Origin of the sequence: Gemmatimonas phototrophica (assembly GCF_000695095.2) — a bacterium.
In the GTDB taxonomy this organism is placed as follows: Bacteria; Gemmatimonadota; Gemmatimonadetes; order Gemmatimonadales; family Gemmatimonadaceae; genus Gemmatimonas; species Gemmatimonas phototrophica.
Map to the genome: position 1 here is coordinate 141,952 of NZ_CP011454.1, position 26,129 is coordinate 168,080.

Consider the following 26,129-nt stretch of genomic DNA (forward strand, 5'->3'; position numbering starts at 1 on the left):
ATAAACCGCAGCAGCAGTACCCCAACCACCAAAAAGGCGCCGACCCGGCGAAGCCGGGCAGCGCCTTCCACACAAACCCCAACTGCCCTGTTCCCCAACCGCAGTGGCCGTCCAGAACCGCAGTGGCATTCCAAAAACCGCAGTAGCAGGTCAAACCCGAACCGCGGTTGCAGTAAGGGCAGATAGCGCAAAGAGCAGCCACCCCGCCCCGCCTGTACATTCTCCCCCATGACCCGACTCTCCTTCCCCGCCGCCGCGCTCGCGCTGCTCGTGGCCTCGTCGCTGGGCGCCCAGCCCAAGCCGTTCACCTGGCCCACCTCCACGCCGCAAAAGCTTGGACTCAATGCCGCGGTACTCGATAGCCTGCACGCCGAAATCACGGCGGGGAAGTATGGCAACATCGACCGCATGCTGGTCATCCGTCGCGGCACCATCGTGATGGACAAGACGTACGCACGCGACTACGACGGCATGTACGGCGACTCAGCGCGCTCGACCTCCACGCTCAACAACTCGCACGACCCCACGGGCCCGTTCAACTATTTCAACCCGTGGTGGCACCCCACCTACCGGCGCGGCACACTGCACACGCTGCAGTCGGTCTCCAAAACGGTGGCTTCGGCGGTCATTGGTGCGGCGGTCACGCGTGGCGATTTCCCCGATCTCAATACGCCCATTCTCAAGTATTGGGACACCACGACGGTCGCGAATTTGGATGATCGCAAGCGGCGCATCACCATTCGGCACCTGCTGACTATGTCGGGCGGCTTCGACTGGAACGAAAGCATTCCGTACAGCGATCCGAACAACACGGCCGGCGCGCTCGAGGCCAGCCCGGACTGGGTCAAGTTCACCATCGATCGGCCCATGATGCGTGAGCCCGGCACCACGTTCAACTACAGCAGCGGCGAGAGCGCGCTGCTGGCGCACATCTTCTTCCGTGCCACCGGCATGGACATTGAGGAGTACGCGGCGCGCCATCTCTTCACGCCGCTCGGCATTACCAACTGGCAGTGGAAGCGCACGCCGTCGGGCACCATCGATACCGAAGGTGGTCTCTATCTCGAAGCGCGTGACCTCGCGCGCATCTGGCAGCTCTGGTTGCAGGGCGGACGCTGGAACGGCGCAACGGTGGTGTCGGAACAGTGGGTACGCGAGTCGGTCACGCCGCACATTCCCACCAGCGCCCGCGCCGGCGCGCCACAGTACGGCTACAAGTGGTGGCTGTACAGCAACCCGGTGCAGAAGGACAAACTCATCTGGGCCGGCTCGGGTTTTGGCGGGCAGTTCCCCATGGCGTTCCCCGACCAGGAGATGGTTGTGGTGTTCAACGCCTGGAACATCACCGGTCCGCCGTCGCTGCCGCTGCGCGCAGTGCAGGAGCGACTGATCAAGGCGGCGAAGTAGCGGCCTGCGTCATCGCCGCGCCCCATGACTTCATCCATCATCGACTTCGGCAAAGGCCAACCGTCGCTGTCGTTGCTCCCAACGACCGCGCTGCAGACCGCGGCCGAGCACTGTCTGGCGCAGCACGACCCCCTCTGGTTGCGCTACGGCGACGATCAGGGGGAAGCACCTTTTCTGCATGTGCTCGCGGGCTTCCTCACGCGGCGCTACGCCGCCCCGGTAGACGCGTCGCAGCTCATGACGACCAGCGGCAACTCGCAGGCGCTCAGTTTGTGCTGCACGCGTTTCACCACGCCCGGCGATACCATCTTCGTTGAAGCGCCTACGTACTTTCTCGCGCTCGATATTTTTCGCGATCACGGACTGCGCGTGGTAGGCATTCCCATCGACGACGAAGGGATGCAACCGGAGGCGCTGCACGAGGCACTGGCCACACACCGGCCGGCCATGTTGTACACCATTCCGTCATTTCAGAACCCCACCGGCATCACGCTGTCGGCGTCGCGACGGGAACAGCTGCTTGCCGCCTGCGCGGCGCACGATGTGCTCGTCGTGGCCGATGAGGTCTATCAGCTGCTCGACTTTGGTACGCCGCCGCCGCCGTCGCTCGCGACATACGCCAGCGAGGCCCGCGTGCTGTCACTGGGTTCGTTCTCCAAAATCTGCGCGCCTGGGCTGCGGCTTGGCTGGGTGCACGGCGCACCGGCGCTGCTGGAGCGCCTCATGAGTTCGGGGCTCGTGCAGAGCGGCGGGGGGCTCAACCCGTTTACGTCGGGCGTGATGCACAGTCTCATCACACTCGGCTTGGCCGACCGTGTGCTCGACGACCTCAAGCCGGTGTACGCCGAGCGGAGCCGCGTACTCTGTGACGCGCTGCGAGAGGAGATGCCCGAGGCGCATTTTGTGGAGCCACGTGGCGGCTATTTCGTGTGGGTCCAGTTGCCGGGCGTGTCGGCGCGTGCGCTGCGGCCGCTCGCGCGCGACGAGGGAGTGTCGTTTCACGCGGGCACGCGCTTCGTACAGGGCGACCAGTTTGGCGATACGATGCGGCTCAGTTTCGCCCACTACGACGGCCCGGTTTTGCGCAAGGGTGTGCAGCGGCTGGCGCGTGCGCGACGCCGCTGAGGAGCAGCGGAACGGTCTGACGATTTCCACGTTTCGGGGCGGAACGCCACCCGTGACGGTGACCACCCCCCGACCAGCGGGGACGCTTGCGGGCCAAGAACCAACCCACTATCTACCTCGGAGGCTCATATCTCATTACTGAACTTGTTGACTCGGGGAGCAGATGTCCAAGAAAATCATCGCCGTATTCGGTGCCACCGGTGCCCAGGGCGGCGGGCTGGCCCGCGCCATCGCCGCTGACCCCTCCAGTGGCTTCGTGGCCCGCGCCATCACGCGCAGCATCGACTCCGACAAGGCCAAGGCCCTCGCGGCGCTGGGCATTGAAGTGGTTGCCGCCGATGCCGACAAGCCGGAGACGCTTGCCGCGGCGCTGGACGGCGCGTATGGCGCCTTTGTGGTGACGAACTTCTGGGAGCATTTCAGCGCCGAACGCGAAGGGGTGCAGGCGTCCAACATTGCGCGCGCCACGAAGGCGGCCGGCGTGCAGCACGTGGTGTGGTCCACGCTCGAAGACACGCGCCTCGCCTACCCGGCCGACGGCTCCAAGTTGCCGGTGCTCCATGGTCAGTACAACGTGCCGCACTTCGATTCCAAGGGTGCGGTGGATCATGTGTTCACCAATGAAGGTGCCCCCACGACGTTCCTCGCGGCGGCGTTCTACTGGGACAACCTGATTCATTTCGGCATGGGTCCGCGCGCGGGCGAGAACGGCGACCTGGTACTGGCCTTCCCGTTGGGTGGCGCCAAGCTCCCCGGCATTGCGGCGCAGGACATTGGTGGCGTGGCGTACGGCATCTTCAAGCAGGGCCCGTCCACGGTGGGTCAGTACATCGGTGCTGCCGGCGAATCCCTGTCGGGCGAAGAGATGGCCGCCAAGCTTGGTCGCGCCATTGGCCGCACCGTACATTTCTTTGACGTGCCCTTTGATACGTACCGTGGACTTGGCTTCCCCGGCGCCGAAGATCTGGGCAACATGTTCCAGTACCAGCAGATGCAGGGCGAGACGTTCCAGGCAGCCCGCGACGCGGTCAAGAGTCGCACCCTGCACCCGGCGTTGCTCGACTTTGATGGCTGGCTCGCGGCCAATGCGGCGGCGATTCCCATCGGCTGAGGCCATCGTTCACCAGCGAACTCACCATGAAAAAGCTGTTCGTCCTGATTGGTACAACGGCAGGGAGTTCGCTGGGCTGGTGGCTGGGGTCGCCGTTTGGGCTCTACACCAGCTTTCTGGTGAGCATGTGTGGTCTTGGATTCGGCATGTGGTACGGAGCGCGAATGGCGGCGAGGTACGAGCCATGAGCGCTCCGTCTGCAGCAGTCCTGCGCAACGGGTAAGCCTCGAGCTCCGCGCGAGCTCTTACCGCCCCTGCGGGAGCCGGGCGAGCGCTTCGTCGAGCATGCCAATGAGCGCCGCGCGATCATAGCTGAACTGGTGCCCGTGGTTGAGCTGCACGAGCTCCTCGATGGCTTTGCGAATGGTGACCGCGGCCTGATTGGCGGCCGGCACCACCATGTAGCGTACCCGTGGCTGCGGCGCGGTAAACGCGTGCAACGCCGCGGCGGCCACGCTGTCGGGGGCGGGGTAGTTGTCGTAGTTCCCCATGGCACGCACGAAGTTCTGCATGGCCGCCTCGAACGAGGTACCCTTGGCCCGATCGGCTGCGGCCACAGCGGCGCTCATGGTATTGCGTCCAATTTCCGAGCGATAGTTGCCCGGTTCAATGAGACTTGAACTCACACCAAGTCCTGCCATCTCCGCGCCCAGGGCATCGCCAAACGCTTCCACGGCGTGCTTGCTCATGGAGTAGACACCCAGCATGGGGCCGGAGAGCACACCGGAGATGGACGAAATGGTGACTACGCGCCCCTTGGAGGCGATCAGCAGCGGCGACATGGCGCGCGTCACGCGCACCGGCCCCATGACGTTTACATCAAGGACACGACGCAGTTCGTCATCCTCCGTCGTCACGAGCGCCCCGCCGGTGGCCACGCCGGCGTTGTTCACGAGACCGAACAGTCCACGACCGTCGCGCTGAATCTGCTGCACGACCGCGGCAATCTCTTCGTTCGACGTTACGTCGAGTCGTACACCACGCATGTTGGGAATGGCCGACAGCGCCGATATGTCGCTGGGCTGTCGCGCCCCGGCGTACACAAAAAATCCTTCGCGCGCGAGTCGCTCGGCAATGGTGCGTCCAATACCTGAACTGGCGCCGGTGACCAGGACGGCACGCTGCGCGCCCGGCGATTGGGGTGCTGGCGTCTGGGCCACCACCGGCGACGTGAGCCCAAGCCACGTGGTGAGGGCGACAAGCAACAGTGGTGCGCGGCGCATAGGTGCGGTGGGCAAAAGTGGTGGTGAGGCAGCATGCTGGCCGAACGGCACGAAAAACATACGTTCCTGAGGGAGCTGCGACATTACCCTCAACCGTCTTTGCACAATGGCCGACGCCAAAACGAAACCCACCGCCGCCAGTGTAGACGAATACCTCGCGTCGCGCGCGACCGCACAGCAGCTCGTTGATTGTCACGCGATTATGGCCATCTGCGCGCGGGTCACCGGCCATCCCCCAGTAATGTGGGGGCCGAGTATCGTGGGGTTCGGGTCGTACAGCTATCGCTACGACAGCGGGCACTCGGGCACGTCCTGTCTGACCGGTTTGGCCGTGCGCGGGAAGGAGTTGGTCGTGTATCTCATGGTCGAAGATCCGGCCCAGATGGAGTTGCTCACCCGCCTGGGAAAGCACCGTCGCACCGCAGCGTGTCTGTATCTCAAGCGTCTGGCCGATGTGGATACGGCGGTGCTGGAGCAGCTCATTGCGGCGTCGGTGGCGGATCTCCAGCGTCGCTACCCCGGCGCCACTCCCGCCTGACACATCCGCACCTGGTTGCCGTACGGTTGCTTGCCCCCTTGCCTGGGGGGAGATAACGTCGCCTATCCCTACCTGCCGAGGCTGCTGTGTCCCCGCTCCCCAAGTGGTACAAGCCCGTTGCCATTGTGGCGCTGCTGTGGAATCTGATGGGCGTGGCCGCGTATCTCGCTGATGTGACCATGTCGCCCGAGGCAATTGCACAGCTCGACGCCGCGCAGCGCGCCATGTATGAGGCGCGTCCCATGTGGTTCGTGGCTGCCTACGCCATTGCGGTGTGGCTGGGTACGGCGGGCTCGCTGGGGCTCGTGCTGCGCAAACGCTGGGCGGGCGGGGTGCTGCTCGGATCGTTGCTGGGGCTCATCGTGCAAGACGTGGCGCTGTTCACTCGCCCGGAGTTCACGGCGGCGGGTGCTGCAGTGATTGCCCTGCAAGGTTCGGTGCTGGTGATCGCCGTGTTGCTGGTGCTGCTGGCGCGCAAGGCCAACGCACAGGGGTGGCTGTCGTAGAACGCGCGGCGAGAAGAGCAGGGACTGCTCGCGTGTGAACGAGTACCAAAAGCTAGAGTGCGACTGCCGGCAGCCAGAGCGAGAACGTGGTTCCTGCGCCAGGCGTACTCGTGACCTGGACTCGTCCACCAGTGCTTTCGAGAATGCGCGCCACCATCGCCAGTCCCAGTCCGGTACCGCGGTCGGCGGACTTGGTGGTGTAGAACGGTTCCCAGATGCGCGCCAGCAGCTCCGGCTCTATCCCCACGCCGCTGTCGGCCACTTCAATAGTGGCACCGCCCGGCGCCGCGGTGGCCGTAATGCGCAGGGTGCCGCCGTCGGGCATCGCGTCGCGTGCATTGAGCGCGAGATTGAATAACAGTTGCTCAAGGCGCCCGCGATCGATGCCCAGCAGTGGCAGCGATGGGTTGAGATGGAGCGACAGCACAATTTGACGTCCCATGAGGGGACGCAGCAGCAGATCGAGGCGCGTGAACAGCTCGTCGAGAGACGCCTGACGTGGCACTCCCGAGGGGGGCCGTCCAACACTCAACACGGTGCGCAGCCGCAGCGCGGCCTCGTTCCCTACGCGCTGCAGATCCTGCACAGACTGCTTCGCCTCCTCGCGCAGTGGCTCGTCTTCAAGCAGTTCGGCGGTGGAGGTCATGACCTGCACGACGTTGGCGAGATCGTGCGTCAGTCCCGTGGTCACGGTGTTCACCAATTCACGACGCTGCAACAGTTCGGCTTCGCGTTGAGCTGCCAACAGCGCTTCCAGTCGCTGCTCGGACGCTGCGTGCGCATCGCGATAGATCTGCACGGTGCGCTGCAACACACGCGCGCTGAACCAGAGCCCGGAGAAGGTGACGCCCAGCGTGACGAGGCGGTACCGAATGGACAGTTCGGCGTCCGGGATGGTGGGGGGCAGTATGCCACGTGACGCGAGCAAGAGTCCCACCATGGCTGCGGTGAGATAGGCGCCGAGGATGACGAGCCCCGTCCGCATTTGGTGGAACATCAAGGCGAGCGTCACCACGAGGGCAACGGCCATGGTGGTCAGCGTGCGCGGCCCATTGAACACGATGGCCGGGAGCGACAGGATCATGATTCCCACAATGGCCATCGACGCGCGCTGTTCGACGGGCCAGCGGGTGCGGCGCAGCGCCCAGCCGAGCAGCGGCACGCCGATCAGGACGATCACCAGCAGCAGCCGTCCGTTGGCTTCGCCCCAACGAATGAACGTCCCGAGCGCAAAGATCGGCGTCCAAAGCAGGAGCATCAGCCGTGACAACAGGAGCAGAGCCTCCTGTTGGGCGCGCAGCAGCGGATCGTCCGGAAGTGTCATTCAGGAATTCGATGGGAGGAACGCGCGCCGGCCCTGTTTGATACGATCGGTCGCGGCACTCCGTTCGGCAACTGGGCACCAGCGGCTGCCGCGGAGAGCAACGGCTCGGCTCGTTACGTCTGTGCTGGTCTGTATGGTTGAGGCCGGTGTGGAGCGTCGATCCCGAGCGCGAGCAGGTGGTGGTCTATCGGGCCGATGGCCGTGTGTCGCTGCTCGGGCTTGGCGATACCCTGCGCAGCGACAGCGTGCTGCCTGGTTTTGCCTTGGCACTGGCTGAGCTGTTTGCCGATGACTGATGGGGATCACGCGCAGACCATGCGGGGAAACTCGCCCTGCGGCCCCGCGTAGGGTGCAGTGGGCATCCGTCGTCCCCTGCTCCCATATCATTGCTTACCGCTGCCGCTTTTCCATCCACGCGCTGGGGCATCATTGCCCTCGCAACGCTCCCCTACTGGGGACTACTGGCGTACCAGCATACGCACGGTGGCGTCAGCGGGCATTCATTTTTGGCGCGCGCTGATATGCCCACCATCTCGAACTGGTGGGGCGGGCTGACGTTGCCACTGGTCGCCTACATACTCACGGGTCGTGTGCAGCGACGCCTTTCGGCGTTCGGTGCGCAGGCGGCGCAGGCCGACGAGGCTTTGCGCGTCGCGGCGGCCGCAATGGTGGGGGCCGCGCTGTACGGCGCGGCGATGGCTCTTGGTTTCTCCACGGGACACGACGCGGTCTCGTCGTTCCTGTTCACGGCGCTGCCGCTGGTGGGCTTGTTGTTCCCCGTCTTTCGCGCCGAGTATCTGCTGGGGTTTATTGCGGCGCTGAGTATGGTCTTTGGCGGCGTGTTGCCGCTGATCATTGCCACCGGCGTGGCCATCATGTCGCTGGTGCTGCACGCCACGATCCGTCGCGGGGTGCGCTGGCTCTATGCGCGTCGTGCCACGAGTACGCCGGTGATGTAAACGACGTCCACATGACACGAGATCTGCTGTGGGTTGATAGCCGCGCCGGATTGGCGGTCGGCGCCGCCATGTTTGCCCTGACGGGGTGGCTGAGCCCGTTCTACGGCCTGTCGCGCGAACTGTTGTGGATCATGGGCGCGGCGAATGTGGGCTACGGCCTGTACTCGGGATGGCTGTTCACGCGTCGCCGCCGTAAGCGGAGGGCGATTGTAGTATTGGTGGTAGCCAACGCCACGTGGGCGCTAGGTTGTCTGGTGGCCGCGGTGTATTTCGCGCCGGTGGCGACCGTGTTTGGCGTGCTGCACCTGGCCGGTGAAGGGCTCATTGTGGGGAGCCTGGCGGCGCTGGAGTGGCGTGCCCGTGACGTGCTGGCCACCTCTTCCTGATTTGTATGGCTGCTGAAATAACCACCCGCGTGCTGGACCGCCATGACCTCCACGCGTTGCGCGCGCTTCTGACGGTCTTTGGCGAGGCCTTTGAGGACATGGAGACGTACACGGCGCAGCAGCCCAGCGATGCGTACCTGCAGGAGCTGCTGGCGAGCCCCACGTTTATGGCCGTGGCCGCGTTCGCGCGGGCCGAGGTGGTTGGCGGACTCGCCGGCTATGTGCTCCCCAAGTTCGAGCAGGCGCGGAGCGAGTTCTACATCTACGACTTGGCGGTGCGCGACGCATATCGGCGGCAGGGGGTGGCGACGGCGTGTATTGAGACGCTCAAGTGCGCCGCTGCCGAGCGTGGGGTCGTTGTGATCTTTGTGCAGGCCGACTACGGCGATGATCCGGCGGTGGCACTCTACACCAAACTCGGTACGCGAGAGGATGTGATGCACTTTGATATCACGCCTGCCAGTGCAGACTGATTCTTTTCATATGCAACGCATGCATCGCTTCCCGTTTGTTCGCGAGGTTGCCCGCCTGGCCGCCGGCATTGGAGTGGCATTCACGGTATTTGCCAACCCAGCGCGTGCGCAAAGCACGCCACGCTCGGCCCCACCGAGTGGTCCCACGGTCACCTTGCCACCGGCGCTCGATAAGGTGCTGCGCGACTACGAGGCGGCGTGGCGCAAAGGCGATGCGGCGGCGTTGGCGGCGCTTTTTGCCGACGATGGGTTTGTCCTGCAGACCGGGCGCGCGCCCATTCGGGGGCGGGCGGCGATCACGGCAGCGTACACCGGGCAAGGCGGGTCGCCGCTGGTGCTGCATGCGCTGGCCGGGTCGGTGGCCGATACCGTGGGGTACATCATTGGCACGTACGACTACGGTTCGGCGGGGCCAGCGCAAGGCAAATTCACGCTCACGTTGCGGCGGCGGGCTGGTGGCCCGTGGTTCATCTTTTCCGATATGGACAACAGCACGCGTCGGCCTGAGTAGCGGCGTGGATCAACCACTCTGCGACTGCCACCGTCAATTCGTCGAGACTCTTTATGTCTGATTTACCGGCTGTCTTTGCGGCGCTCACCAAGATCATGCAGCCCTACGCCAGCACGCTGGACGTCAAGAAAGACGACACGAGCGAGCTGTACGTAGACACCACGCACATCCAGAAGAACAAGAAGCCGCTGTTCTTTGGTGCCGTGCAGATCAAGAAGTCGTACGTGAGCTACCATCTCATGCCGGTCTACGTGAAGCCCGAGCTGCTGGATGGGTTATCGCCAGAGCTCACGGCGCGCATGCAGGGTAAGTCGTGCTTCAACTTCTCCAAGGTGGAGGCGCCGCTGTTCAAGGAACTGGCGGCGCTCACCAAAGCGGGCTACGCGAGTTACAAGGCGCAGGGGTTCGTGTAGCGCCTGGTCAGCCCAGTCGGCCGCCAATACGAATGGTGCATCAAGATCAGGCAGTGTGGCGCGCCCGGCGTTCGTCATAGGCCCTAACGCAATGAGGCGACGGGCGCGCGCCTTGTGCAGTTCGGTCCAGTTGCTTTTGGGGCGCCGCGGAGAGAAGCGCTGCACCCGTTCGATCGGGGTGATGCGTTTGGCGAAGCTGTCAATCCAGCCAAAGCAGAGGGCTTCCTCGACGGCATCGAGGTAGTCCACCGTGGGCACGTCGGCCCGGTCATCGGCCACCAGCCAGATGTCGCGCTTGTCGGCGTGGTGCGTGAAGTGAACCGGCCTTCGGGCGTTGCTACCGTACGATCTAGTGACGTGTGACTACCGGTAACGGCGCATCCTGGAAAACACGGTGGTGTCGTGGGCGGGGAGCACCAGGGTGCCAGTGGTATCGAGCGCGGTGAGGGTCCGCTGCGTGGCCCGTGCGGCGCTGCGATTGGTTGCCACGCCTGTCACACCACCGCGGGCCGATTGTGCGAGGTCGAAGGTGGCATCGCCAGCCAGCAGAATGCGCTTGTCACCATCTTCGATGACCACGCCCACATGGCCCGGCGTATGGCCGGGGACCGAAATCACCCGCACGCGCCCGTCGGTGGTCAGGGCTCGGCCTCCGGTCAACGCCGTGGAGAAGGGCGTCGCCGCTACGGTGTCCGGTGCAAAGTTCGTCGGCCACCGGCACGTGAAGCTGCCGCGATGTTTGGGCCAGTTCCCGGCGCCGGTGAGCACGGGGCGGTCCAGAAAGCGGTGCAGGCCGGCCGTGTGATCGGCGTGGAAGTGGGTAATGACCACCTGCTTTACCTGGTCTGCCCGCAATCCAACCGCGGCCAGTCGTGCGTCGAGATCGTCACCGGCGGGCACATCAAAGCGCAGATTCTTGCGATAGAAAAGCCCGGTGCGTTTGTCGCAGGCCCAGTATGGTTTTTGCGCGAAGGCGGAATCAGCGCCGGTATCTACCAGGATCAGGCCCTCGGGATGCTCGATGGCATAGACGACAATGGGCATCCAGGGCGTCCAGGAGCGGCCCAGGAAAATGGCCGGAATAGCCACGAAGGCCGGGGCATCGAACTCGCGGTGCGCGCCTTTGACCCCCACCCATCCCACCCGTAGCGCATGCACGGCAATGCGGCCGTCGGCCGTGCGCACCGTGGCCATGGGAAGGGGTTCCGGTTGGCTGGGCACGGCAGGCGGGGCGGTCTGGGACGGGAAACAGGCACTGAGCAGGAGCAGACTGCTCGCGAGGAGCGAGACGGAGCGAATTGGCATGGGACACCCGCGAAAGAGGTAGTAAATAACACTGTTATTGAGTACAATAACAGTGTTATGTCGCCAAAAGCAACCGCCCCCATTCCCGTCCCCGCCACGCCACCGTCGTTGGCCGATGCAGTGCTGTCCGCGGCGAGCCATCGTTTCCAGCACGGCGGAGTGGATGCCCTGTCGGTGCGGGCGATAGCCGCCGATGCGGGGTGCACGACGATGGCCGTGTACACGCACTTTGGTGGCAAAGACGGGCTGTTGCAGTACTTCTTTGATGAGGGCTTTGGGCGATTGAGCGCGGAGCAGCGCGCCGTGCCCGAAACGCTGGCCCCGCGGGAGCGCGTGGCGGCACTCTGTCGCGCGTACCGCAGGATCGCGCACACGTTTCCGCATCACTACGACCTTATGCTGGGTGCGCACAGCGGGCGTTTCACCCCGGCGCCGGAGAGCCGGCGACACGCCCTCAACACCATCGACTATCTGGTGAATGTGCTGGCGCTGTTTGAAGCGCCGGGCGCTGCGCTGCGCGAACGCGCGCAGGCGCGGGCGCACGCGCTCATTGCTTTCTGCCACGGCTGGGTGATGCTCGAGCGGGCCGGACTCTATGCCGTGTCAGACGAAACGACGAGCGCGTTCGATCAGGCGGTCGGATTGCTCATCGCGCCGGCAGTGACGGCGTAGGCGGAGTGAGTGGGGGACCACCACGGTTCGCTGGTGGTAATGTCGGGATAATCGTGGACGAGCCCCAGGGTCACGGTGGTGTGGCCAGCCATCTCATGGGGCAGGTACCCGTGACCCCGTGGCACAGGCTACCCCATGACAGGTACATCCCTGGCGGGGGGCAGCGTCCCCGTCCAGTAATCCCACATGCAATGATCGCTATGCGAACGATCGTGTCTGCCGTGCTGCTGTTCTGTACCTTCGGCACGCCCGCCGGTGGGGTTGCGCAGGACGGGGCGTCAACCACCCCTGACCGTATTGACAGTTTGCTGGACCGTGAACAATGGGCCCTGGCCGACAGCGAGCGCTTTGACGGCAGGACCACCGAGTAGCGCATTGGCCTTGGTACCAGACGCTCGTGGCGACCATGACCATGGCGGGAGAGACACGGGGCGGATCAGCCGGTAGCTTTGCTGTCATGCACCCCGCCAAAGTAGTCCGCACCCGGCTGCACACGTTTACTGACCTGCCCAACATTGGGCCGGCCATGGCCGGCGATTTTGCCGCGCTGGGGTATACGCACCCGCAGCAGTTGGCGGGGCTCGATCCGTTTGCCTTGTATCAGGCACTGAGCGCGCACACCGGGACGCGCCAGGACCCGTGTGTGCTGGATGTGTTCATATCGGTGACGCGTTTTCTGGCCGGCGAGGCGCCGCAGCCGTGGTGGGCGTATACGGCGGAGCGGAAACGACTCTACCCGTAGCCGACCGCCGTCAGCTACGGGTATTGCCGAGTCAACGTTATCGCACCACCCGAACGGCATCGCTGCCGCGAACGTACGTGCACCCGTTGCGTTGGCGGCCTTGCACTGTCAGTTGCGTCGTGCTGCTGGTCACATCGCCGCTCTCGCGCACTGTGGCCATGTCAAAGCGCAGCAACAGGTCGGCTATGCCATCGCTGTTCACGTCCTCGACGCTGGCGAAGAGCGCGCCATTGTTTCGTTGGGCAACGGCGGCGTCTATGCCCACGCCATCACCCAGCGTGATCGTTGCCACATCCATCTCACGAACATCAACTGTTGATGATCCAAGGATGGCGGTACTCAGCAACCCCGGCCGCGACAGTGACAGGCTGTTGGTAGCGCTGCCCGGTAGCACGTCGATCGCGACACTGAGCGGCACAATGAGCAGCTCGCGCGACACAGAGCGACTCGCCCCCTCGCGATCGGTCACGGTGAGCGTCGTTGGCCAATTGCCAGGCATACACGCCTGCTGCGGCAAAGCAAAGCGCCCCAACGTGGACGTGGTCCCGGTGATTGGCGCGCGATAGCCGACGTCCCAGCTGTAGCTCCACGGCCCGTCGAGCAGACCGCTATCCTCAATCAGCATGGCGAAGGGGATGGTTTCTCCCGAGGTATACTGCGGAGCGAACGCGGCGATGCTGGCCGAGGGCGCACTGTTCTCCACGATCACCGGGAATCGCACAAGCGTGTTGGCCCCCTGGCTGTCGGTCAGATAGGCCGTGAGCGTAAACTCGCCGCTTTCCGGGAAAGAAACGGGGAGAAAAATGAGTCGCGTGTTGGGGCTGTCAAAGTTCGGACTCGACAGCGCCAGCGTTCTCGTGACGGTGGCCGCACCGGTGCCCGGGGAGAATTCGATCGTGACGTCATCCCGACCGGCGTCATCCACCAGCAGCGTGTAGTAAACGGTCGCCCCTTCCGCTACGCGTGCCGGCCCCTCGAACTGTCCACGCGGACGATCGTTCATGACCTCGATCACGAACGTGGCCCGGGCCAACGCAAACCCATCGGTGACGGCGACCCGTCCCGTGTATTTGCCGCTCTGCTCGTACCGATGCCACGGGTTGGTTCCCGAGCAGTCGGCCGGCTTGGGAGGCGCGACGTCGCAGGTGCCGTCGCCGAAATTCCAGAAGAATTGCAGCGACGGATCATCCGGATCGAACGTGCCACTCGCATCGAACTTGAACACCGTTCCCTCGAACTGCGAGCCAGGTGGTGTGAATACCAGGGTCGGCGCATCGTTGTTGTCGCCGTACAACGCCCCCACGGCGTCAATATCGCCGGGCGACAGAACGCGCGAGCCCATCAGGCCATCGCGACCACGCAGGGAACGGATGGTCGGCTGCCCGTTGCGCGAGAAAAAGGACGTGCCGTAATGCATGATGGACGTTTCGTCGTACAGCCCATAATCATTACCTGAGATGTCGCCGGAATCGCACATGGATTCGAACTGACTCTCTTTCCCGCTCTCGACGTTCTCAAACAGAATGTCGATATAGTAGCGGCGGTCGCAGCGCTGATGCTCATGCATGTAACCAATCGCGTGCATGATTTCGTGTTGCACGGAGCTCGCATCGCAGTTCGGCGTGAGATTGATGTCCTGTCGTCCGCCGACTCGGCCATACTTTGACGAGCAGCCGGTGCTTGGCACAAAACGGATGTAATCCTCCTCGTCGGTTCGCGGGACGAGTACCACGCCGTTCGTTTCACGCACGAGCGTCTCGATGGCACGGAAAACGCGTCCGGAGTCTGGCAGGTCCGCGCTGATTTCAAATGGCACACGACCGTGGAGCCACCGGCGGTCGGAGCGATTCAGAATCATGGAGGCGCGCGCCTCGCTCGGCAGGCGCAGCAGAGCTTCACGAGTGGTGGCAATACGGTCGGCCGGGCCAAGGTCGATGTCTCCGCTCCAAATGGCACTGCCGTTGTGCACTTCGAACGTTACCTGGACGGGCTTTCCCGCCGCATTGAAAATCCAGCCGGTACGCTGGGGCCCCGCACTCTGGTACCCCACCCACGGCGCATTCCGGGACGGGAGGAGCTGGTCTCCCACCGACATCGGCCCGGACGGGGTCTCTCGGCACGAGGCAAGCAAACCGAGGCAAATGAGCGCGCCGGTGCGCACGGACGTTCTGACGGGAGGCATGTGACGCGGTGTTGTTGGTGGGCGGCCGACCGCTGGAGTTTTCCAGCGTCCTCACACACCATCGGATTTCCTGGTGGAAACCCGACATGCCGACAATCCGCATTCCCCAACGCCCGACAGGCTCAGCTACCAGACCGTTTGGGAATAGAACGCGCGAATCACCCTATCCGACGACACCAGCGTGGCATGATGTTGCATCGCTGTTGCGACGATGATGCGGTCTACGGGATCCCGATGATCCCATTCCAGTGCGAGCACCTGGCGCCAGATGGCGAGATCGACCGGGAGGATGGACAGCCCACTCATGGATTCAATACGGGTCATAAATCCATTAAAGGTGTCGCCGAGGTCGAGCTGCCCCCGCTGTGCCTTGAGACCGATCTCCCAGAATGAGACCGCACTCACCAGCAGAGGTGTATCCTGCACCGTGGCGAGGCGCGACCGCGCAACCCGGCTCAATCGTGCCGGGTCTTGTAACCACCAGAGCAGGACCGCCGTGTCGAGTAATAGCGGTCGGACTGGAGTTTCCCGTACGTGCTTGGCAGCGGCCGCTTGGGACGGTTTCCGGTAGGTTTGCGCCTGGCGTTCAGGCACCAGCCCACTCGTCAACAGTCGGGGCATTGGGATCATCGGTAAAGCGCACCGGCCCGATCGCGCGAAACTCTGCCAGTACGTCGGCCATGGGCCGTTTCTCCGCAAACGGTACGACCTGCAGTACCGGCTTGCCGTGATCCGTGACGACCAACGGCTCGCCGGTCTCTTCGACCTGCCGGAAGTACTCGAGCATGCGCGCTTTCAGCGCACTCTTGGAAACGGTCACCATAGTCATAATTCTAGTCATTTGGGAGAATCCTGCCAGCCAGGTGGTCCTCCGCCATGTTATTCGGCGCCAATCAGCTCGCCGCCGAGCAATTCGCGGCTTCAACATCCGATGCGTGTTCAGCACACGCTCGGCGAACCCATTGATGAAATGTGGTTCGGTATACTTCGTGAGGAGTGGAGTGCGCAGCAACGCGCGCCGTCCAATAGCAAGTCTCTCTAACGCCCTATTGCCATGAAAAACGTGTTCACCATGCTGGTTCCGGACGCGTCATGACCCCGTTTGATCTGTTGGCCGTTCTGATGACGGTCACGGCGTTGTTTGCGTATGCGAACTATCGCTGGCTGAGGTTGCCCACCACGATCGGATTGCTGGCCATCGCGTTGGTTGGTTCCGTGGTGCTGGTGTTGCTCGGACGCGCCGAGGTCGTGGATCTGGCGCCGCTGTTGGCCTTCGTGAATGCCGTCGACTTTGATGCCACGCTGCTCAACGGTATCCTCGGCGCCATGCTGTTTGCCGGGGCGCTGCATGTGGACCTCAATGACCTGCGCGCCGAGCGCGTCCTTATAGGCGTGCTGGCCACCGTGGGCGTCATTGTGTCCACGCTGCTGGTGGGGTACGGGGCGTTCTTTCTCACGCGATCTGTTGGGGCGCCGGTGCCGCTGGCGTGGTGTCTGGTGTTTGGGGCGCTTATTTCGCCCACCGATCCCATTGCCGTCGGCGCGCTGCTCAAAACGGCAGGTGTCCCTCAGAAGCTGCAGACCACCATTACCGGGGAATCGCTGTTCAACGATGGTATTGGCGTGGTGGTGTTCCTGGTGCTCGCCGGCGTTGCGAGTCAGGGCGGCGGGATCGATTGGCTGCACGTCGCCGAATTGTTCGGCGTCGAGGTGATTGGCGGCGTGCTGTACGGCTATGCGATAGGGTGGCTGGCCGTACGCATGTTGTCGCGCGTTGATGACTATCAGGTGGAGATCCTGCTGACCCTGGCACTGACCAGCGGTGGGTATGTGCTGGCCAACCGGCTGCATCTGTCGGGCGCGCTGGCCATGGTGGTGGCGGGACTCATGATTGGCAGCCGTGGCCGCGCCGTCGCCATGTCGCAGAACACGCAGGCGCGGCTCGACGACTTCTGGGAGCTGGTGGATGAGTTCCTCAACGCCATGCTGTTCGTGGTCATTGGCATTGAGGTGGTGATTGTGGACTTCACCCCAACTGCTGCCCTGCTTGGTGCCCTGGCGATTCCTCTGGTGTTGCTGGCACGCTGGCTCAGCGTAGGGATGCCGCTGATTGCCATGCGCCGCCGTGTGCCGGCACCGGCGGGGGCTCTCCCGATCCTCACATGGAGCGGACTCCGTGGCGGCATCAGTGTAGCGCTGGCGCTGTCGCTACCCGTGTCCGAGCATCGGAGCATTCTGGTGACCATCACCTACGTGGTGGTGTGCTTCTCCATTCTCGTGCAGGGGCTCACGGTGCCTATAGTGGTGAAGCGTGTGCTGGCGAACGCCCCGGCGAAATGACCGAGGGCTGCCGGCAACTCACGCCTTGCTCAGTTGACGGTCAAGGATCCCGCGGGCATGCGTGGCATCTCCGGAGAGCTCCCCCTGTTCCCACAACCCGAACAGATCGAGCGATTCCCCTCGTGCCGCCGCTCTGGCCAAATGTTCGGCCACGAACAGTGTCTCGGCCAGCGGATGCTTCTCAGCGGGCGTATCCCGCCGATGATGCGTGCCAATGGCGTCGGCGGCATCGACACCCAGCCCCCAGCGGTGCGCTGCGACCGCCCCAACAGGCTCGTGCAGCTCGGCCAGCACTAACTCCAGCCAGCCATCGGGCAGGGCCACATTGCGACGATTGGCTGTGCGCACGGAGGCTAGGCGATCGAGAATAATGAGTGTGCCAACATCGTGGAGCAGCGCGCAGGCGAATGCTTCTTCGCCATCGGCGCCAAAGGCAGGGGCCAGGGCACGGGCCATTGGGCCGGTGTTCACCATGTGCTGCCAGGCGTTGGCCAGCATGCCGTCGTACACTCCGCCCGGCTTGCTGAGCAGTCCGTCCACGGACGCCGACACCACCACGGCTCGCGTTCCGGCCAGCCCAATGCGATCGAGTGCCGCGTCCACTCTGAGAATGGGAGACAGCCCAGCCCCGTACGACGCGCTGTTGGCCTGACGCAGCAGCGCTTGAACGAGCGATGGGTCCTTGCTCAGCCGGATCACCAGCTCCGATCGCGGAAAGTTCTCCCGTTCGCAGAGCGACATGGCCTCGCGTGCGGTGCTTGGCAGCTGACGAATGAGATCTTCCGGTGGCGCGCTCAGCTGGGTGAGCACACTGGACACATCGGGCCACTTGGCCGTGTCAGCCGTCGCGCTCCAATCCTCGCGCAACTGGTGCAGCGTCCGTGAGGCGCGGTCGGTCCAATAGGAGGCGTCGCGCGCCAGCCACACCAAGCCACTCCCACGCGATACATCTGCCGAGGCTTCGTACGCCTGCAGAATCTCGTCGGATCGACGAGGCGCTCGAGGAGGCACCGTGGCAAGGGAGCGTTGCTCTTTGCCGCCCAACAACCTGGAAAAAAAGCCGGACATCAAGGTGACGAAATGCGGAACGGCGGGGCGCTGACACAGTGCCCGGCACAACAGATTCGGGATCTCGTCGTCGAGCTCAACCGAAGATAGACCAAGTACGAAAAATCATCCGATGTGTGCGCATTTGTGCCCACATCGGAACGCTCGTACTGCTCTACTCTCAGAGGACGCGCCAGCGCGCAAATGTTTTCATTCCGAACCTCTTGTTCTCACGCCAAATTCGCCTGGCGGAAAACCTTGGCGCGGCGTCCCGTGTCTCACCGCGGTAGATGCTTGACCCCACTCAAAGCTCGCATCATCCCACCCGGAGTTGGCATGCGTTGGCTTCCCTTCATGATGTTCGCCGCACTCAGCACCACGGCGGCCCAGCAACCCAACCGCCTCGCTGTGCAACTTGATTCGGCCATGCGTGACCTCGCCGCTCAGGGGTTCAGTGGCGTCGTGCGCATTGAACGGCAGGGCGCCACGTTGCTTGAGCGTGGCTATGGGCTGGCCAATCGCGCGCAGAAGGCGCCCTTCAGCGCCTCCACCGTGGTGCAGATCGGGTCGAACACCAAGGACTTCACGGCGGTGGCGCTGCTCCAGCTGCAGGAGCGCGGAAAGCTCGCGCTCACCGACTCGCTGGCCCGCTTCTTTCCCAACGCGCCAGCCGACAAACGGGTCATTACACTGGCCCAGCTCATGAATCACACCGCGGGCTTGCCCATTGGTCTTGGCGGAGACTTTGACGCGGTCACGCGCGAGCAGTTCCTGCAGACGGTCTTTGCGCGACGACTCGATGCGCCGCCCGGTGGGCGCGAGCAATACTCGAATACCGGGTTTGCCCTGCTGGCTGCAGTCATCGAAACGGTGAGTGGGCAGTCGTACGACGTGTATGTGCGCGACAATATTCTCCAGCCGCTGGGGCTCAAGGACACCGGGTTTTTGCTGCCCAAGTTCGACCCGAAGCGCTTTGCACACGGCTATCGTGATGGCGTGGATCAAGGGGCCATTGTGGAAATGCCACATGCCGCAGACGGTCCGTATTGGAACCTGCGTGGCAACGGTGGCATGGTCTCCACCGTCAGCGATATGCACACCTTCTACAAAGCGGTCTTCGAGTCGAATACGCTGCTGCGTGCGGAGTCGCGGACCAAGCGCTTCAATCCCGACGTGCCCGTTGGTCTTGCCGGATCCGATCTGGTGAATTTCTTCGTCTTCGAGCGACTGCCACGCGAGCAGATCGAACTGATCGTCGCGACGAATAGCGCCGAGTTCCGGGCGCCACGGGTGCTGGACGCGATCAGGCCCATTCTGGGGCTGCCCAGCCCGCAACTGCGACAGCGCGTCATGGCTGGCGGCGGCGCCCGCCAAAACGCCAAAGCGCCTTCGGCAGCGGTCGCGGCGCTCGCGAACGAGTTCATTACCGTAGTGAACCGCGCCGACGCGGCAGCGCTCACGACGTTCATTGGCCAGCGCTTCGACGCCGCGCCCGGTTCACCAACCGTGCCGCAACGCGTGGCCCGCATGGGTGAGATGCACAAAAACCTTGGCGTGCTCACTGTAACGGGAATGGACGAGATTGAGCCCAATGTTTTGGATGTCAGTGTCATGACGGCCAACGAAGGGCCAGCCACGCTGAAGCTTTTTCTGGAACCCGGCACGCCCCTCCGCATCAAATCCATTCAAGTGCTGGTTGGGGGCTAAGCCCCGCGACGTGACCGGAGCGACGAGACAGCTGTAATTGCCAGTGGCGGAGCGGGTCTGCACAATTACCGCACCGCCAGTGCCTCTGCTCTTCTCGTCCATTTGTCCCGTCGGCAATGAGTGAAAAGAAGCGTCCCGCCCGGAAGTCCTCGTCTCCGCCCCGCATTGATCAGCAGGAGCAGCTGCATCTCAACATGCTCCGATCGGTGGTCACCGAGCCGCTGCGCTCGCGTGTGCTCGAGGAGCCGAGTGCCACGTACGACGTCATCATTGCGCTCAACGAGAATTTTGAGCAGGGATTGGCCCGTGCGCACGAACTAATGGAAGCGCGCGTCGCCCAATGGGACGTGATGACGAACAGAGCGGCGGGGTACTGTTTTGCGGCGCTGACCGGCCAGCAGATTCTCGCACTGGCCGATGAAACGCGGAGCCTTGCCGACGAACGCGGACGCGGCGCGGCGGTGGTGCATCGCATCTGGGAAGACAGCTCTGTGCAGTTGCTGCTGCACCGCTCGCTGGTGACCGTAAAAGCCGATGCGGCGCAACGTGCGTTCGAAGCGCTCGGCGACGGGATTACCTGGGCGGTGATGGACAGTGGCATCGCGCAGTCGCACCCGCATTTCCGTCGCGATGCGTCCCCGGTTGGCCCCATCGATACGCTGGCGGTGTCCTCGCCACTCACGCACGAAGACTTCACCCCCGACGGTCGTGCACGGGCATCAGACACCGCCCATCCCTCGGCACTCGAAGATCGGCTCGGCCACGGGACGCACGTGGCGGGGATCATTGCCGGCTACTGGGAATCGTCGCACCCCGACGGTGAGCCGGTGCTGGGGACCGAGACACAGAATGAGCGGACCGGCACCCCGGACACGCGTCGTGAGTCACTGCGTCGCATATCCGGCGTGGCGCCCCGGTGTCGGGTGGTGAGTCTTAAGGTCATTGCCGATCGGGACCGCACGGATGCGGTGAAGCAGACGCGTGGGGAAGGGAAGGTCAGCTGGATGCTCATGGCCATTGATCGCATTCAGGAGTGGAACCAGCACGGCCGGCGGCTGCAGGTACACGGCGTGAACATGAGCGTGGGCTATGATTTTGATCCCCGCTGGTTTGCCTGCGGGCAGAGCCCGTTGTGCGTCGAGGTAAATCGCTTGGTGAAAAGCGGCGTGCATGTGGTGGTGGCAGCGGGCAACAGCGGCTATCCCATGTTCATTTCGTCGGCAGGGCGTCCGGATGCGCGCTACATGGATATGAGCATCACCGATCCCGGCAACGCCGATCTGGCCATCACCGTGGGCTCCACGCATCGCGAGAGCCCGCATTTGTACGGTGTGTCGTACTTCTCCTCCCGCGGTCCAACCGGCGATGGGCGCATGAAGCCCGACCTGGTGGCGCCGGGTGAGCGCATCCGTTCGTGTGCGGCCGGTGCCGAGGCGGACAAGTACACCGGCGGTGTCGATAACACATCACCGGCCGGTTCGGCATCGCCCGCACTGTACTGCGAACTCAGCGGCACCAGCATGGCCGCGCCACACGTGTCAGGGGCTATTGCGGCGTTTCTGTCCGTGCGCACCGAATTCATTGGACAGCCGGAACGAGTAAAAGCACTGCTGATGGCGAGCGCCATTGACCTTGGGCGCGAGCGACACTTTCAGGGCGCGGGACTGCTCGACCTGATGCGTACGCTGCAGAGCGTCTGACCAAGACTCTTCGAGGGACGCATGGAGCAGCTGGCAGGATTCCCGTGCATCGCCATTGCAACGAACAAGAGCGGCTCCCCTGCAGGGGATGCCGCTGTGGATGCGGTGGTCGCCTCGCTGCAGCCGTCGGGTGTTTCCGATGTGATCGTAATGGTACACGGTTTTCGCAACAGCGATGCCGAGGCGCGCGCGTTGTACGAACAGTTTCTTGCCACGTTTCGTGTGCATCTGGAGTCGGGGCGCTTTCCCCAGCTCGCACAGCGCACTATTGCGGTCGTTAGCGTTTTTTGGCCGTCCAAATCGTTCAAGGAAATGCCAGAGCTGACCCGGAGCGCCGAAGGTGGTACGCTCACTGTGCGCGACGATGCCGTGGAAGACGCCGCTACCGCCTACGCCCTCGATGCGCTCGAGCGGTTCGCCGAGGAGCAGCCGGACAACGCCGCGGACGTGCGTGCCGCCACGGCTGCGCTCATGCACACCCCTCACGATCCGGCGTTGCAGGACGAACTGTTGTCGGTACTGCTCGCCCGTCTTGGCACCAGCGACGACGACGTAGCGGAGGGGCTGACGGCGCTGCGCAGTCGTGCAGGGCATGAGGTTGTCGCCTCCCTGGCTGTCCCTATCATCCTGCCGCTCGCGCACCATGGTGCTGAGGGGGGCACGGCCGTGCTGGGTAGTACGGGTACTTCCGCCGATGCGCGTGGCGAGGCGCTGTTCATCGGGTCGCTGTTCCGTTCCATTCGCGGGCGGGTGGGGCAGCTGCTCAACATGGGAACCTGGTACACCATGAAGCAGCGTGCTGGCGATGTGGGGGTCCATACCGTTGCACCGCTGGTGCGCGCCATTGCCCGCACACCGCGGGTGCCGCGCGTGCATCTGGTGGGGCATAGTCTCGGCGGTCGGGTCATGGCATCGGCTGCGGCCACGCTGGCTGGTACACCTCCGGTTGATTCACTGCTGCTACTGCAGGCGGCCTTCTCCCATTACGGACTCGCGGCCACCGTGCCCGGTCGAGAGGGCGCCGGTGCCTTTCGCGCCGCGGTTGCCCCCACGCGCGCCGTTGCCGGCCCGTTTGTAGCCACATACTCGGCGCGCGACACCGTGGTCGGGCACGTGTATGCCATCGCGTCGCGGCTGGCGGGAGACAACTACCGGGCCATTGGCGATGCGAGGGACGCGTACGGTGGCATAGGTCGTAACGGAGCCCAGCAAACGAACGAAGCACGGGCCATTGTGCTCGGCGACGAGATGCAACACTACGCGCTGGATTACACGGGCATTGTGTGCGTTGATGGTACGCCAGACGACGGCATCACCCACCACAGCGATGTCACCAATCGGCGGGTGACCAATCTGTTTGCGCAGATGATGGCAGCCACCTGACAGGGCGGGCCGCGGGGAGTGCCTCGCGGCCCGTTGGGGTGTGTCAGAACCGGTAGATCGCCGCCACGCCGGTGATGCTGGGCATCTTGTCGCGCGGGACCACCACTACATCGCCACCCATACGCAAAGCGAGTTCGGCCAGATCGTCCACAATGTCGTCGGTGTGGGGATCGTCGAGTGTGCCCGGCGTTACCTGTCCGGTGGCGCGATCAACTGATCCTGGCACGGTGCGGTCGGCGTCCACCAGCAAGGTGCGCACGCGCCCACCGAGCGCGGCCAGCGCCACTGCAGAGAGGTCGTCGGAGGCGAGTGCGCGCGGATGCGCGGCATTGAAGTCGTCGAGCAGTCGCTGCAGCCGTGCGTCGAACGTTGGCCCCAGAATCTCCCAGGCACGGGCGCGGAGTTCATCGGCACTGATCGCATCCGGGTTGATCCCAATGGCCTGCTCTACCAGGTGCGGGTTGTGACTGACCGAGCGGAACGCGGCGTGATACTCGGGCAGCGCAGCCAGCACGAGTGGCAGATCAGACAACGGCGAATGACTGTCGATGATGGCACGGTCTACCACGCGGAAGAAGCGCTCCGTGTCCTTGTCGATCTCGTCACTCTTGGAGCCACTGCCATAGTGCACTGCGGTGCTGCTCCCTCCGCTGCCGGACGCACTAATGGCGCGGGTTGAGGAGTACGGTTCAGTGAGCTCGCTGCCAAGCGCGTCCGTGAGCGAGCGCGGTACGGTGGGACTGAGCTCCATCTCGTCGAGCGCGTCGCGGTTGCCGTGAAAGAGGCGTACGTGCTCCCGCGTGATGGCAAGAATTTCGAAACGATCGGCCGACTGCAGCACACGCAAAAGCGGTTTGATGTGAAAGCTGTCGGCCACCATGGTCCGCGTGGAGACCGCGCGCTGCAGCTTGTACACCTTGTAGAAGTCGGGAGCTCGGAAGATGGCGAGCCCGTCCAGGGTGTGATGCCAGAAGCGATCGCTCTCCAGCAGCTCATGGAGCGGCGCGAACAGCGCCTCGCGATCCGATTGACTGAGTGGCATATCGAGCGACGCCAGCGACTGTTCCGCCTCCTGCAACTGATTCTTGAAGCGAATCACATTCTGCTTCTGATCGGGGAAGCGTCGCTCGGTGGTGAGATAGAGGGAAATGCACGGTCCCGCTCGTTCACTGAGCAGATCACTGAACTGATGCTGGGCGATTGTGGTCATAGCGAACCTCTTTTGGGGAATACGATTGGTACCCCATCGCAACCGTATCTGGTCCGGCCAGGCGACATGAACACACGCTGGCAACAAAAGCGTTGCTGCTGCTCGACGCTGCAAGCAATCCCAGCCGCAGAACGCTCCCACGCCGTCCCGTATAAACGCATGACGATGTCCACTATTGGTGAGGGTCTGCGGTGGTGCCGCCGGGTTGGTTGCGTCCGTTGCGCAGAGATCGCAGGATATGGGGAACGGTGGTTTGCGTCACGGCCGCCGCGACCTGCACCGCTGTGCATGCACCTTGTCTCAGCATTCCGTTACCGCGTGATGACGCCAGCCCCTGGCTCCGAGAATGAGCGGCAGCAGTTTGCGGCGCTGCAGCAACGGCTGCCGCAGCTCTTCACTCGCGTATTTCGCGATCGTCATGCGCCGCAAACGATTGTCGTGATCCCCAGCATGTCGCTGGATCACGAGGAGCTGCGGAAGCTGGAGGGCGCTGGGCACTATGAAGAGCGGCTGCTCTGTCTTCTCATGCTGCTGCGCTTCCCTCGCGCCAACATGGTGTATGTCACCAGCGAGCCTTTGTCGTCCACCATCGTGGACTACTACCTGCACTTGTTGCCTGGTGTGCCGCCTTCGCATGTGCTCCCGCGTCTGGCACTGCTCTCGTGCAACGATGGGTCGTCGCTTCCGCTCACCGAAAAGATTCTCGCCCGTCGCGAGCTGATTGATCACATTCGCGGTCATATCGCGGACCCCATGTCTGCGCATATGACCTGCTTCAACGTGACCGCGCAGGAGCGCACGCTGGCGGTGCAGCTGGGCATTCCCCTCTACGGCTGCGATCCGGACTTCGCGCAGATTGGCACCAAGAGCGGCAGTCGCGAAACGTTTCGTCGGGCTGGTGTTCCCTTGCCGTACGGCCATGAGCGGCTGCGCGACGCGAACGACATCGTGCACGCACTGGCCGACGTCAAGCGCGCGGACCCCACCCTCCGCCGCGCCATGGTCAAACTGGATGACGGGTTCTCCGGAGAAGGGAACGCCATCTTTTCGTTTGAGGGAGTCCCGGATGCCACCGTGGGTGCCTCGACGGCGGACCCACTGGTACGGTGGGTTCGCAAGGTGATTCCGACGCAACTGAAGTGTGTCGCCGAAGTGGAGTCGTGGGAAACGTTCTCGCATCGGTTTGCCACCATGCAGGGAATCGTCGAATCGTTCGTGTCAGGCGACATCATCCGCTCCCCGTCGGTGCAGTGTCGTATCGATCCCTTGCATCACGCCACGGTCATTGCGACCCATGACCAGATTCTGGGGGGATCATCAGGGCAGGTGTACCAGGGTTGCACGTTCCCTGCAAATCCGGCCTATAGCGCCGACCTGCATGAATACGGCGCGCGCGTGGCCCGCCTCCTGGCACAGGATGGTGTCCTGTCGCGGTTTGCGGTCGATTTCATGACGGTCCAGCGCGACGGTGCGTGGCACACTACCGCGATAGAAATCAATCTGCGCAAGGGTGGCACGACGCATCCCTTTCTCATGCTGCAGTTTCTCACCGATGGCGAGTACGACGTGGCCTCCGGCGTGTTCTACTCGCTCAATGGCAATCCCTGCTACTATCACGCCACGGACAATCTGCGGCATCCGTCGTACGTGGGGCTGACGCCTGAACGCCTCATTGATATCGCGGTCAGTCACGACCTGCACTTCGATGCCGCCAGTCAGGAGGGGGTGATGTTTCACCTCATGGGTACGCTCGCCGAGCATGGCAAGGTGGGCACGCTCTGCGTTGGGCGCACCCCCGAAAACGCGGGCCAATTGTATCAGCAGACCGTCGCTGCACTGACTGGAGCGCTGGAGTAACCCCTCCG

At 63.7% G+C, this 26,129-nt stretch carries 28 protein-coding genes; 20 read left to right on the top strand and 8 right to left on the bottom strand.

Annotated features, from left to right (window positions below; all coding sequences use genetic code 11):
• The first annotated feature begins 228 nt into the window (after positions 1–228).
• From GEMMAAP_RS00625 to GEMMAAP_RS20435, 4 genes are all read left to right on the top strand, one after another.
• Entirely contained in the window at positions 229–1,407 is a 1,179-nt protein-coding gene (locus GEMMAAP_RS00625; RefSeq protein WP_053333876.1) for a serine hydrolase domain-containing protein, read from the top strand.
• Between the two features lie 24 nt (positions 1,408–1,431).
• Complete coding sequence (locus tag GEMMAAP_RS00630) at positions 1,432–2,532, top strand: aminotransferase-like domain-containing protein (protein ID WP_026849016.1); 1,101 nt, start codon at positions 1,432–1,434, stop codon at positions 2,530–2,532.
• 163 nt (positions 2,533–2,695) lie between these two features.
• Positions 2,696–3,643 carry an NmrA/HSCARG family protein gene (locus GEMMAAP_RS00635; protein ID WP_026849017.1) on the top strand — a complete coding sequence of 316 codons (948 nt, stop codon included), beginning with the start codon at positions 2,696–2,698 and terminating at the stop codon, positions 3,641–3,643.
• Between the two features lie 26 nt (positions 3,644–3,669).
• Positions 3,670–3,831, top strand: a complete 162-nt coding sequence (locus tag GEMMAAP_RS20435; RefSeq protein ID WP_158514672.1) for a hypothetical protein — start codon at positions 3,670–3,672, stop codon at positions 3,829–3,831.
• A 57-nt stretch (positions 3,832–3,888) separates the two neighbouring features.
• Here GEMMAAP_RS20435 and GEMMAAP_RS00640 read toward each other — a convergent pair whose 3' ends face one another.
• Complete coding sequence (locus GEMMAAP_RS00640) at positions 3,889–4,866, bottom strand: SDR family NAD(P)-dependent oxidoreductase (RefSeq protein WP_026849018.1); 978 nt, start codon at positions 4,864–4,866, stop codon at positions 3,889–3,891.
• 106 nt (positions 4,867–4,972) lie between these two features.
• Here GEMMAAP_RS00640 and GEMMAAP_RS00645 point away from each other — a divergent pair, with 106 nt between their 5' ends.
• Together GEMMAAP_RS00645 and GEMMAAP_RS00650 are read left to right on the top strand one after the other, a co-directional pair.
• Positions 4,973–5,404, top strand: coding sequence for a DUF1801 domain-containing protein (locus GEMMAAP_RS00645; RefSeq protein ID WP_026849019.1), 432 nt, complete (start codon positions 4,973–4,975; stop codon positions 5,402–5,404).
• A gap of 86 nt (positions 5,405–5,490) precedes the next feature.
• Entirely contained in the window at positions 5,491–5,910 is a 420-nt protein-coding gene (locus GEMMAAP_RS00650; protein ID WP_026849020.1) for a hypothetical protein, read from the top strand.
• A 52-nt stretch (positions 5,911–5,962) separates the two neighbouring features.
• Here the strand turns inward: GEMMAAP_RS00650 and GEMMAAP_RS00655 are convergent, their stop codons facing one another.
• Positions 5,963–7,234 carry a sensor histidine kinase gene (locus GEMMAAP_RS00655; RefSeq protein WP_043580086.1) on the bottom strand — a complete coding sequence of 424 codons (1,272 nt, stop codon included), beginning with the start codon at positions 7,232–7,234 and terminating at the stop codon, positions 5,963–5,965.
• Between the two features lie 146 nt (positions 7,235–7,380).
• Here GEMMAAP_RS00655 and GEMMAAP_RS20440 point away from each other — a divergent pair, with 146 nt between their 5' ends.
• The 6 genes from GEMMAAP_RS20440 (at position 7,381) to GEMMAAP_RS00680 (ending at position 9,976) form a co-directional block, all read left to right on the top strand.
• Complete coding sequence (locus tag GEMMAAP_RS20440; RefSeq protein WP_158514673.1) at positions 7,381–7,530, top strand: PDDEXK family nuclease; 150 nt, start codon at positions 7,381–7,383, stop codon at positions 7,528–7,530.
• Positions 7,531–7,755: 225 nt separating this feature from the next.
• Positions 7,756–8,193, top strand: a complete 438-nt coding sequence (locus tag GEMMAAP_RS00660) for a hypothetical protein (RefSeq protein WP_026849021.1) — start codon at positions 7,756–7,758, stop codon at positions 8,191–8,193.
• 11 nt (positions 8,194–8,204) lie between these two features.
• The gene (locus tag GEMMAAP_RS00665) at positions 8,205–8,579 is read left to right on the top strand and encodes a hypothetical protein (protein WP_053333877.1); all 375 of its coding nucleotides are present in this window, start codon (positions 8,205–8,207) and stop codon (positions 8,577–8,579) included.
• A 5-nt stretch (positions 8,580–8,584) separates the two neighbouring features.
• On the top strand, positions 8,585–9,052 hold the full coding sequence (locus tag GEMMAAP_RS00670; RefSeq protein ID WP_043580087.1) for an AAC(3)-I family aminoglycoside N-acetyltransferase: 468 nt from the start codon (positions 8,585–8,587) through the stop codon (positions 9,050–9,052).
• A 19-nt stretch (positions 9,053–9,071) separates the two neighbouring features.
• On the top strand, positions 9,072–9,563 hold the full coding sequence (locus GEMMAAP_RS00675; protein ID WP_043580318.1) for a DUF4440 domain-containing protein: 492 nt from the start codon (positions 9,072–9,074) through the stop codon (positions 9,561–9,563).
• Between the two features lie 53 nt (positions 9,564–9,616).
• The gene (locus GEMMAAP_RS00680) at positions 9,617–9,976 is read left to right on the top strand and encodes a hypothetical protein (RefSeq protein ID WP_026849024.1); all 360 of its coding nucleotides are present in this window, start codon (positions 9,617–9,619) and stop codon (positions 9,974–9,976) included.
• Between the two features lie 363 nt (positions 9,977–10,339).
• Here the strand turns inward: GEMMAAP_RS00680 and GEMMAAP_RS19900 are convergent, their stop codons facing one another.
• Positions 10,340–11,281, bottom strand: coding sequence for an MBL fold metallo-hydrolase (locus tag GEMMAAP_RS19900; protein WP_026849025.1), 942 nt, complete (start codon positions 11,279–11,281; stop codon positions 10,340–10,342).
• Positions 11,282–11,338: 57 nt separating this feature from the next.
• On the opposite strand from GEMMAAP_RS19900, the gene GEMMAAP_RS20445 reads away from it, so the two are divergent.
• The 3 genes from GEMMAAP_RS20445 to GEMMAAP_RS00695 all read left to right on the top strand — a co-directional run bounded on the left by GEMMAAP_RS20445 (position 11,339) and on the right by GEMMAAP_RS00695 (position 12,695).
• Positions 11,339–11,953, top strand: coding sequence for a TetR/AcrR family transcriptional regulator (locus GEMMAAP_RS20445; RefSeq protein WP_053333878.1), 615 nt, complete (start codon positions 11,339–11,341; stop codon positions 11,951–11,953).
• Positions 11,954–12,153: 200 nt separating this feature from the next.
• A complete protein-coding gene (locus tag GEMMAAP_RS20190) occupies positions 12,154–12,324 on the top strand; it encodes a hypothetical protein (RefSeq protein ID WP_158514674.1) in 171 nt (56 codons plus the stop codon).
• Positions 12,325–12,410: 86 nt separating this feature from the next.
• A complete protein-coding gene (locus tag GEMMAAP_RS00695) occupies positions 12,411–12,695 on the top strand; it encodes a helix-hairpin-helix domain-containing protein (protein ID WP_026849026.1) in 285 nt (94 codons plus the stop codon).
• Positions 12,696–12,732: 37 nt separating this feature from the next.
• Here the strand turns inward: GEMMAAP_RS00695 and GEMMAAP_RS00700 are convergent, their stop codons facing one another.
• The 3 genes from GEMMAAP_RS00700 to GEMMAAP_RS00710 form a co-directional block, all read right to left on the bottom strand.
• A complete protein-coding gene (locus GEMMAAP_RS00700; RefSeq protein WP_082820946.1) occupies positions 12,733–14,877 on the bottom strand; it encodes a M12 family metallopeptidase in 2,145 nt (714 codons plus the stop codon).
• Positions 14,878–15,003: 126 nt separating this feature from the next.
• The gene (locus GEMMAAP_RS00705) at positions 15,004–15,507 is read right to left on the bottom strand and encodes a PIN domain-containing protein (protein ID WP_082820947.1); all 504 of its coding nucleotides are present in this window, start codon (positions 15,505–15,507) and stop codon (positions 15,004–15,006) included.
• The gene (locus GEMMAAP_RS00710) at positions 15,464–15,700 is read right to left on the bottom strand and encodes a type II toxin-antitoxin system Phd/YefM family antitoxin (protein ID WP_043580088.1); all 237 of its coding nucleotides are present in this window, start codon (positions 15,698–15,700) and stop codon (positions 15,464–15,466) included. Before GEMMAAP_RS00710 ends, GEMMAAP_RS00705 begins: the two co-directional genes overlap by 44 nt.
• Before the next feature lie 269 nt (positions 15,701–15,969).
• Between GEMMAAP_RS00710 and GEMMAAP_RS00715 the strand changes: the two genes are divergently transcribed.
• Entirely contained in the window at positions 15,970–17,217 is a 1,248-nt protein-coding gene (locus GEMMAAP_RS00715) for a cation:proton antiporter (protein WP_026849029.1), read from the top strand.
• 18 nt (positions 17,218–17,235) lie between these two features.
• On the opposite strand, the gene GEMMAAP_RS00720 is transcribed toward GEMMAAP_RS00715, so the two are convergent.
• Complete coding sequence (locus tag GEMMAAP_RS00720) at positions 17,236–18,228, bottom strand: HDOD domain-containing protein (RefSeq protein ID WP_158514676.1); 993 nt, start codon at positions 18,226–18,228, stop codon at positions 17,236–17,238.
• Between the two features lie 390 nt (positions 18,229–18,618).
• Between GEMMAAP_RS00720 and GEMMAAP_RS00725 the strand changes: the two genes are divergently transcribed.
• The 3 genes from GEMMAAP_RS00725 to GEMMAAP_RS00735 all read left to right on the top strand — a co-directional run bounded on the left by GEMMAAP_RS00725 (position 18,619) and on the right by GEMMAAP_RS00735 (position 23,054).
• A complete protein-coding gene (locus GEMMAAP_RS00725; RefSeq protein ID WP_158514677.1) occupies positions 18,619–19,971 on the top strand; it encodes a serine hydrolase domain-containing protein in 1,353 nt (450 codons plus the stop codon).
• 116 nt (positions 19,972–20,087) lie between these two features.
• Positions 20,088–21,671, top strand: a complete 1,584-nt coding sequence (locus GEMMAAP_RS00730) for a S8 family peptidase (RefSeq protein ID WP_053333883.1) — start codon at positions 20,088–20,090, stop codon at positions 21,669–21,671.
• A 21-nt stretch (positions 21,672–21,692) separates the two neighbouring features.
• On the top strand, positions 21,693–23,054 hold the full coding sequence (locus GEMMAAP_RS00735) for a hypothetical protein (RefSeq protein WP_026849031.1): 1,362 nt from the start codon (positions 21,693–21,695) through the stop codon (positions 23,052–23,054).
• A gap of 43 nt (positions 23,055–23,097) precedes the next feature.
• Here GEMMAAP_RS00735 and GEMMAAP_RS20450 read toward each other — a convergent pair whose 3' ends face one another.
• A complete protein-coding gene (locus GEMMAAP_RS20450) occupies positions 23,098–24,264 on the bottom strand; it encodes a baeRF3 domain-containing protein (protein WP_026849032.1) in 1,167 nt (388 codons plus the stop codon).
• A gap of 321 nt (positions 24,265–24,585) precedes the next feature.
• Between GEMMAAP_RS20450 and GEMMAAP_RS00745 the strand changes: the two genes are divergently transcribed.
• Positions 24,586–26,121 (top strand): peptide ligase PGM1-related protein, encoded by a 1,536-nt coding sequence (locus GEMMAAP_RS00745; protein ID WP_043580093.1) that lies wholly within the window; start codon positions 24,586–24,588, stop codon positions 26,119–26,121.
• Positions 26,122–26,129 lie beyond the last annotated feature (8 nt).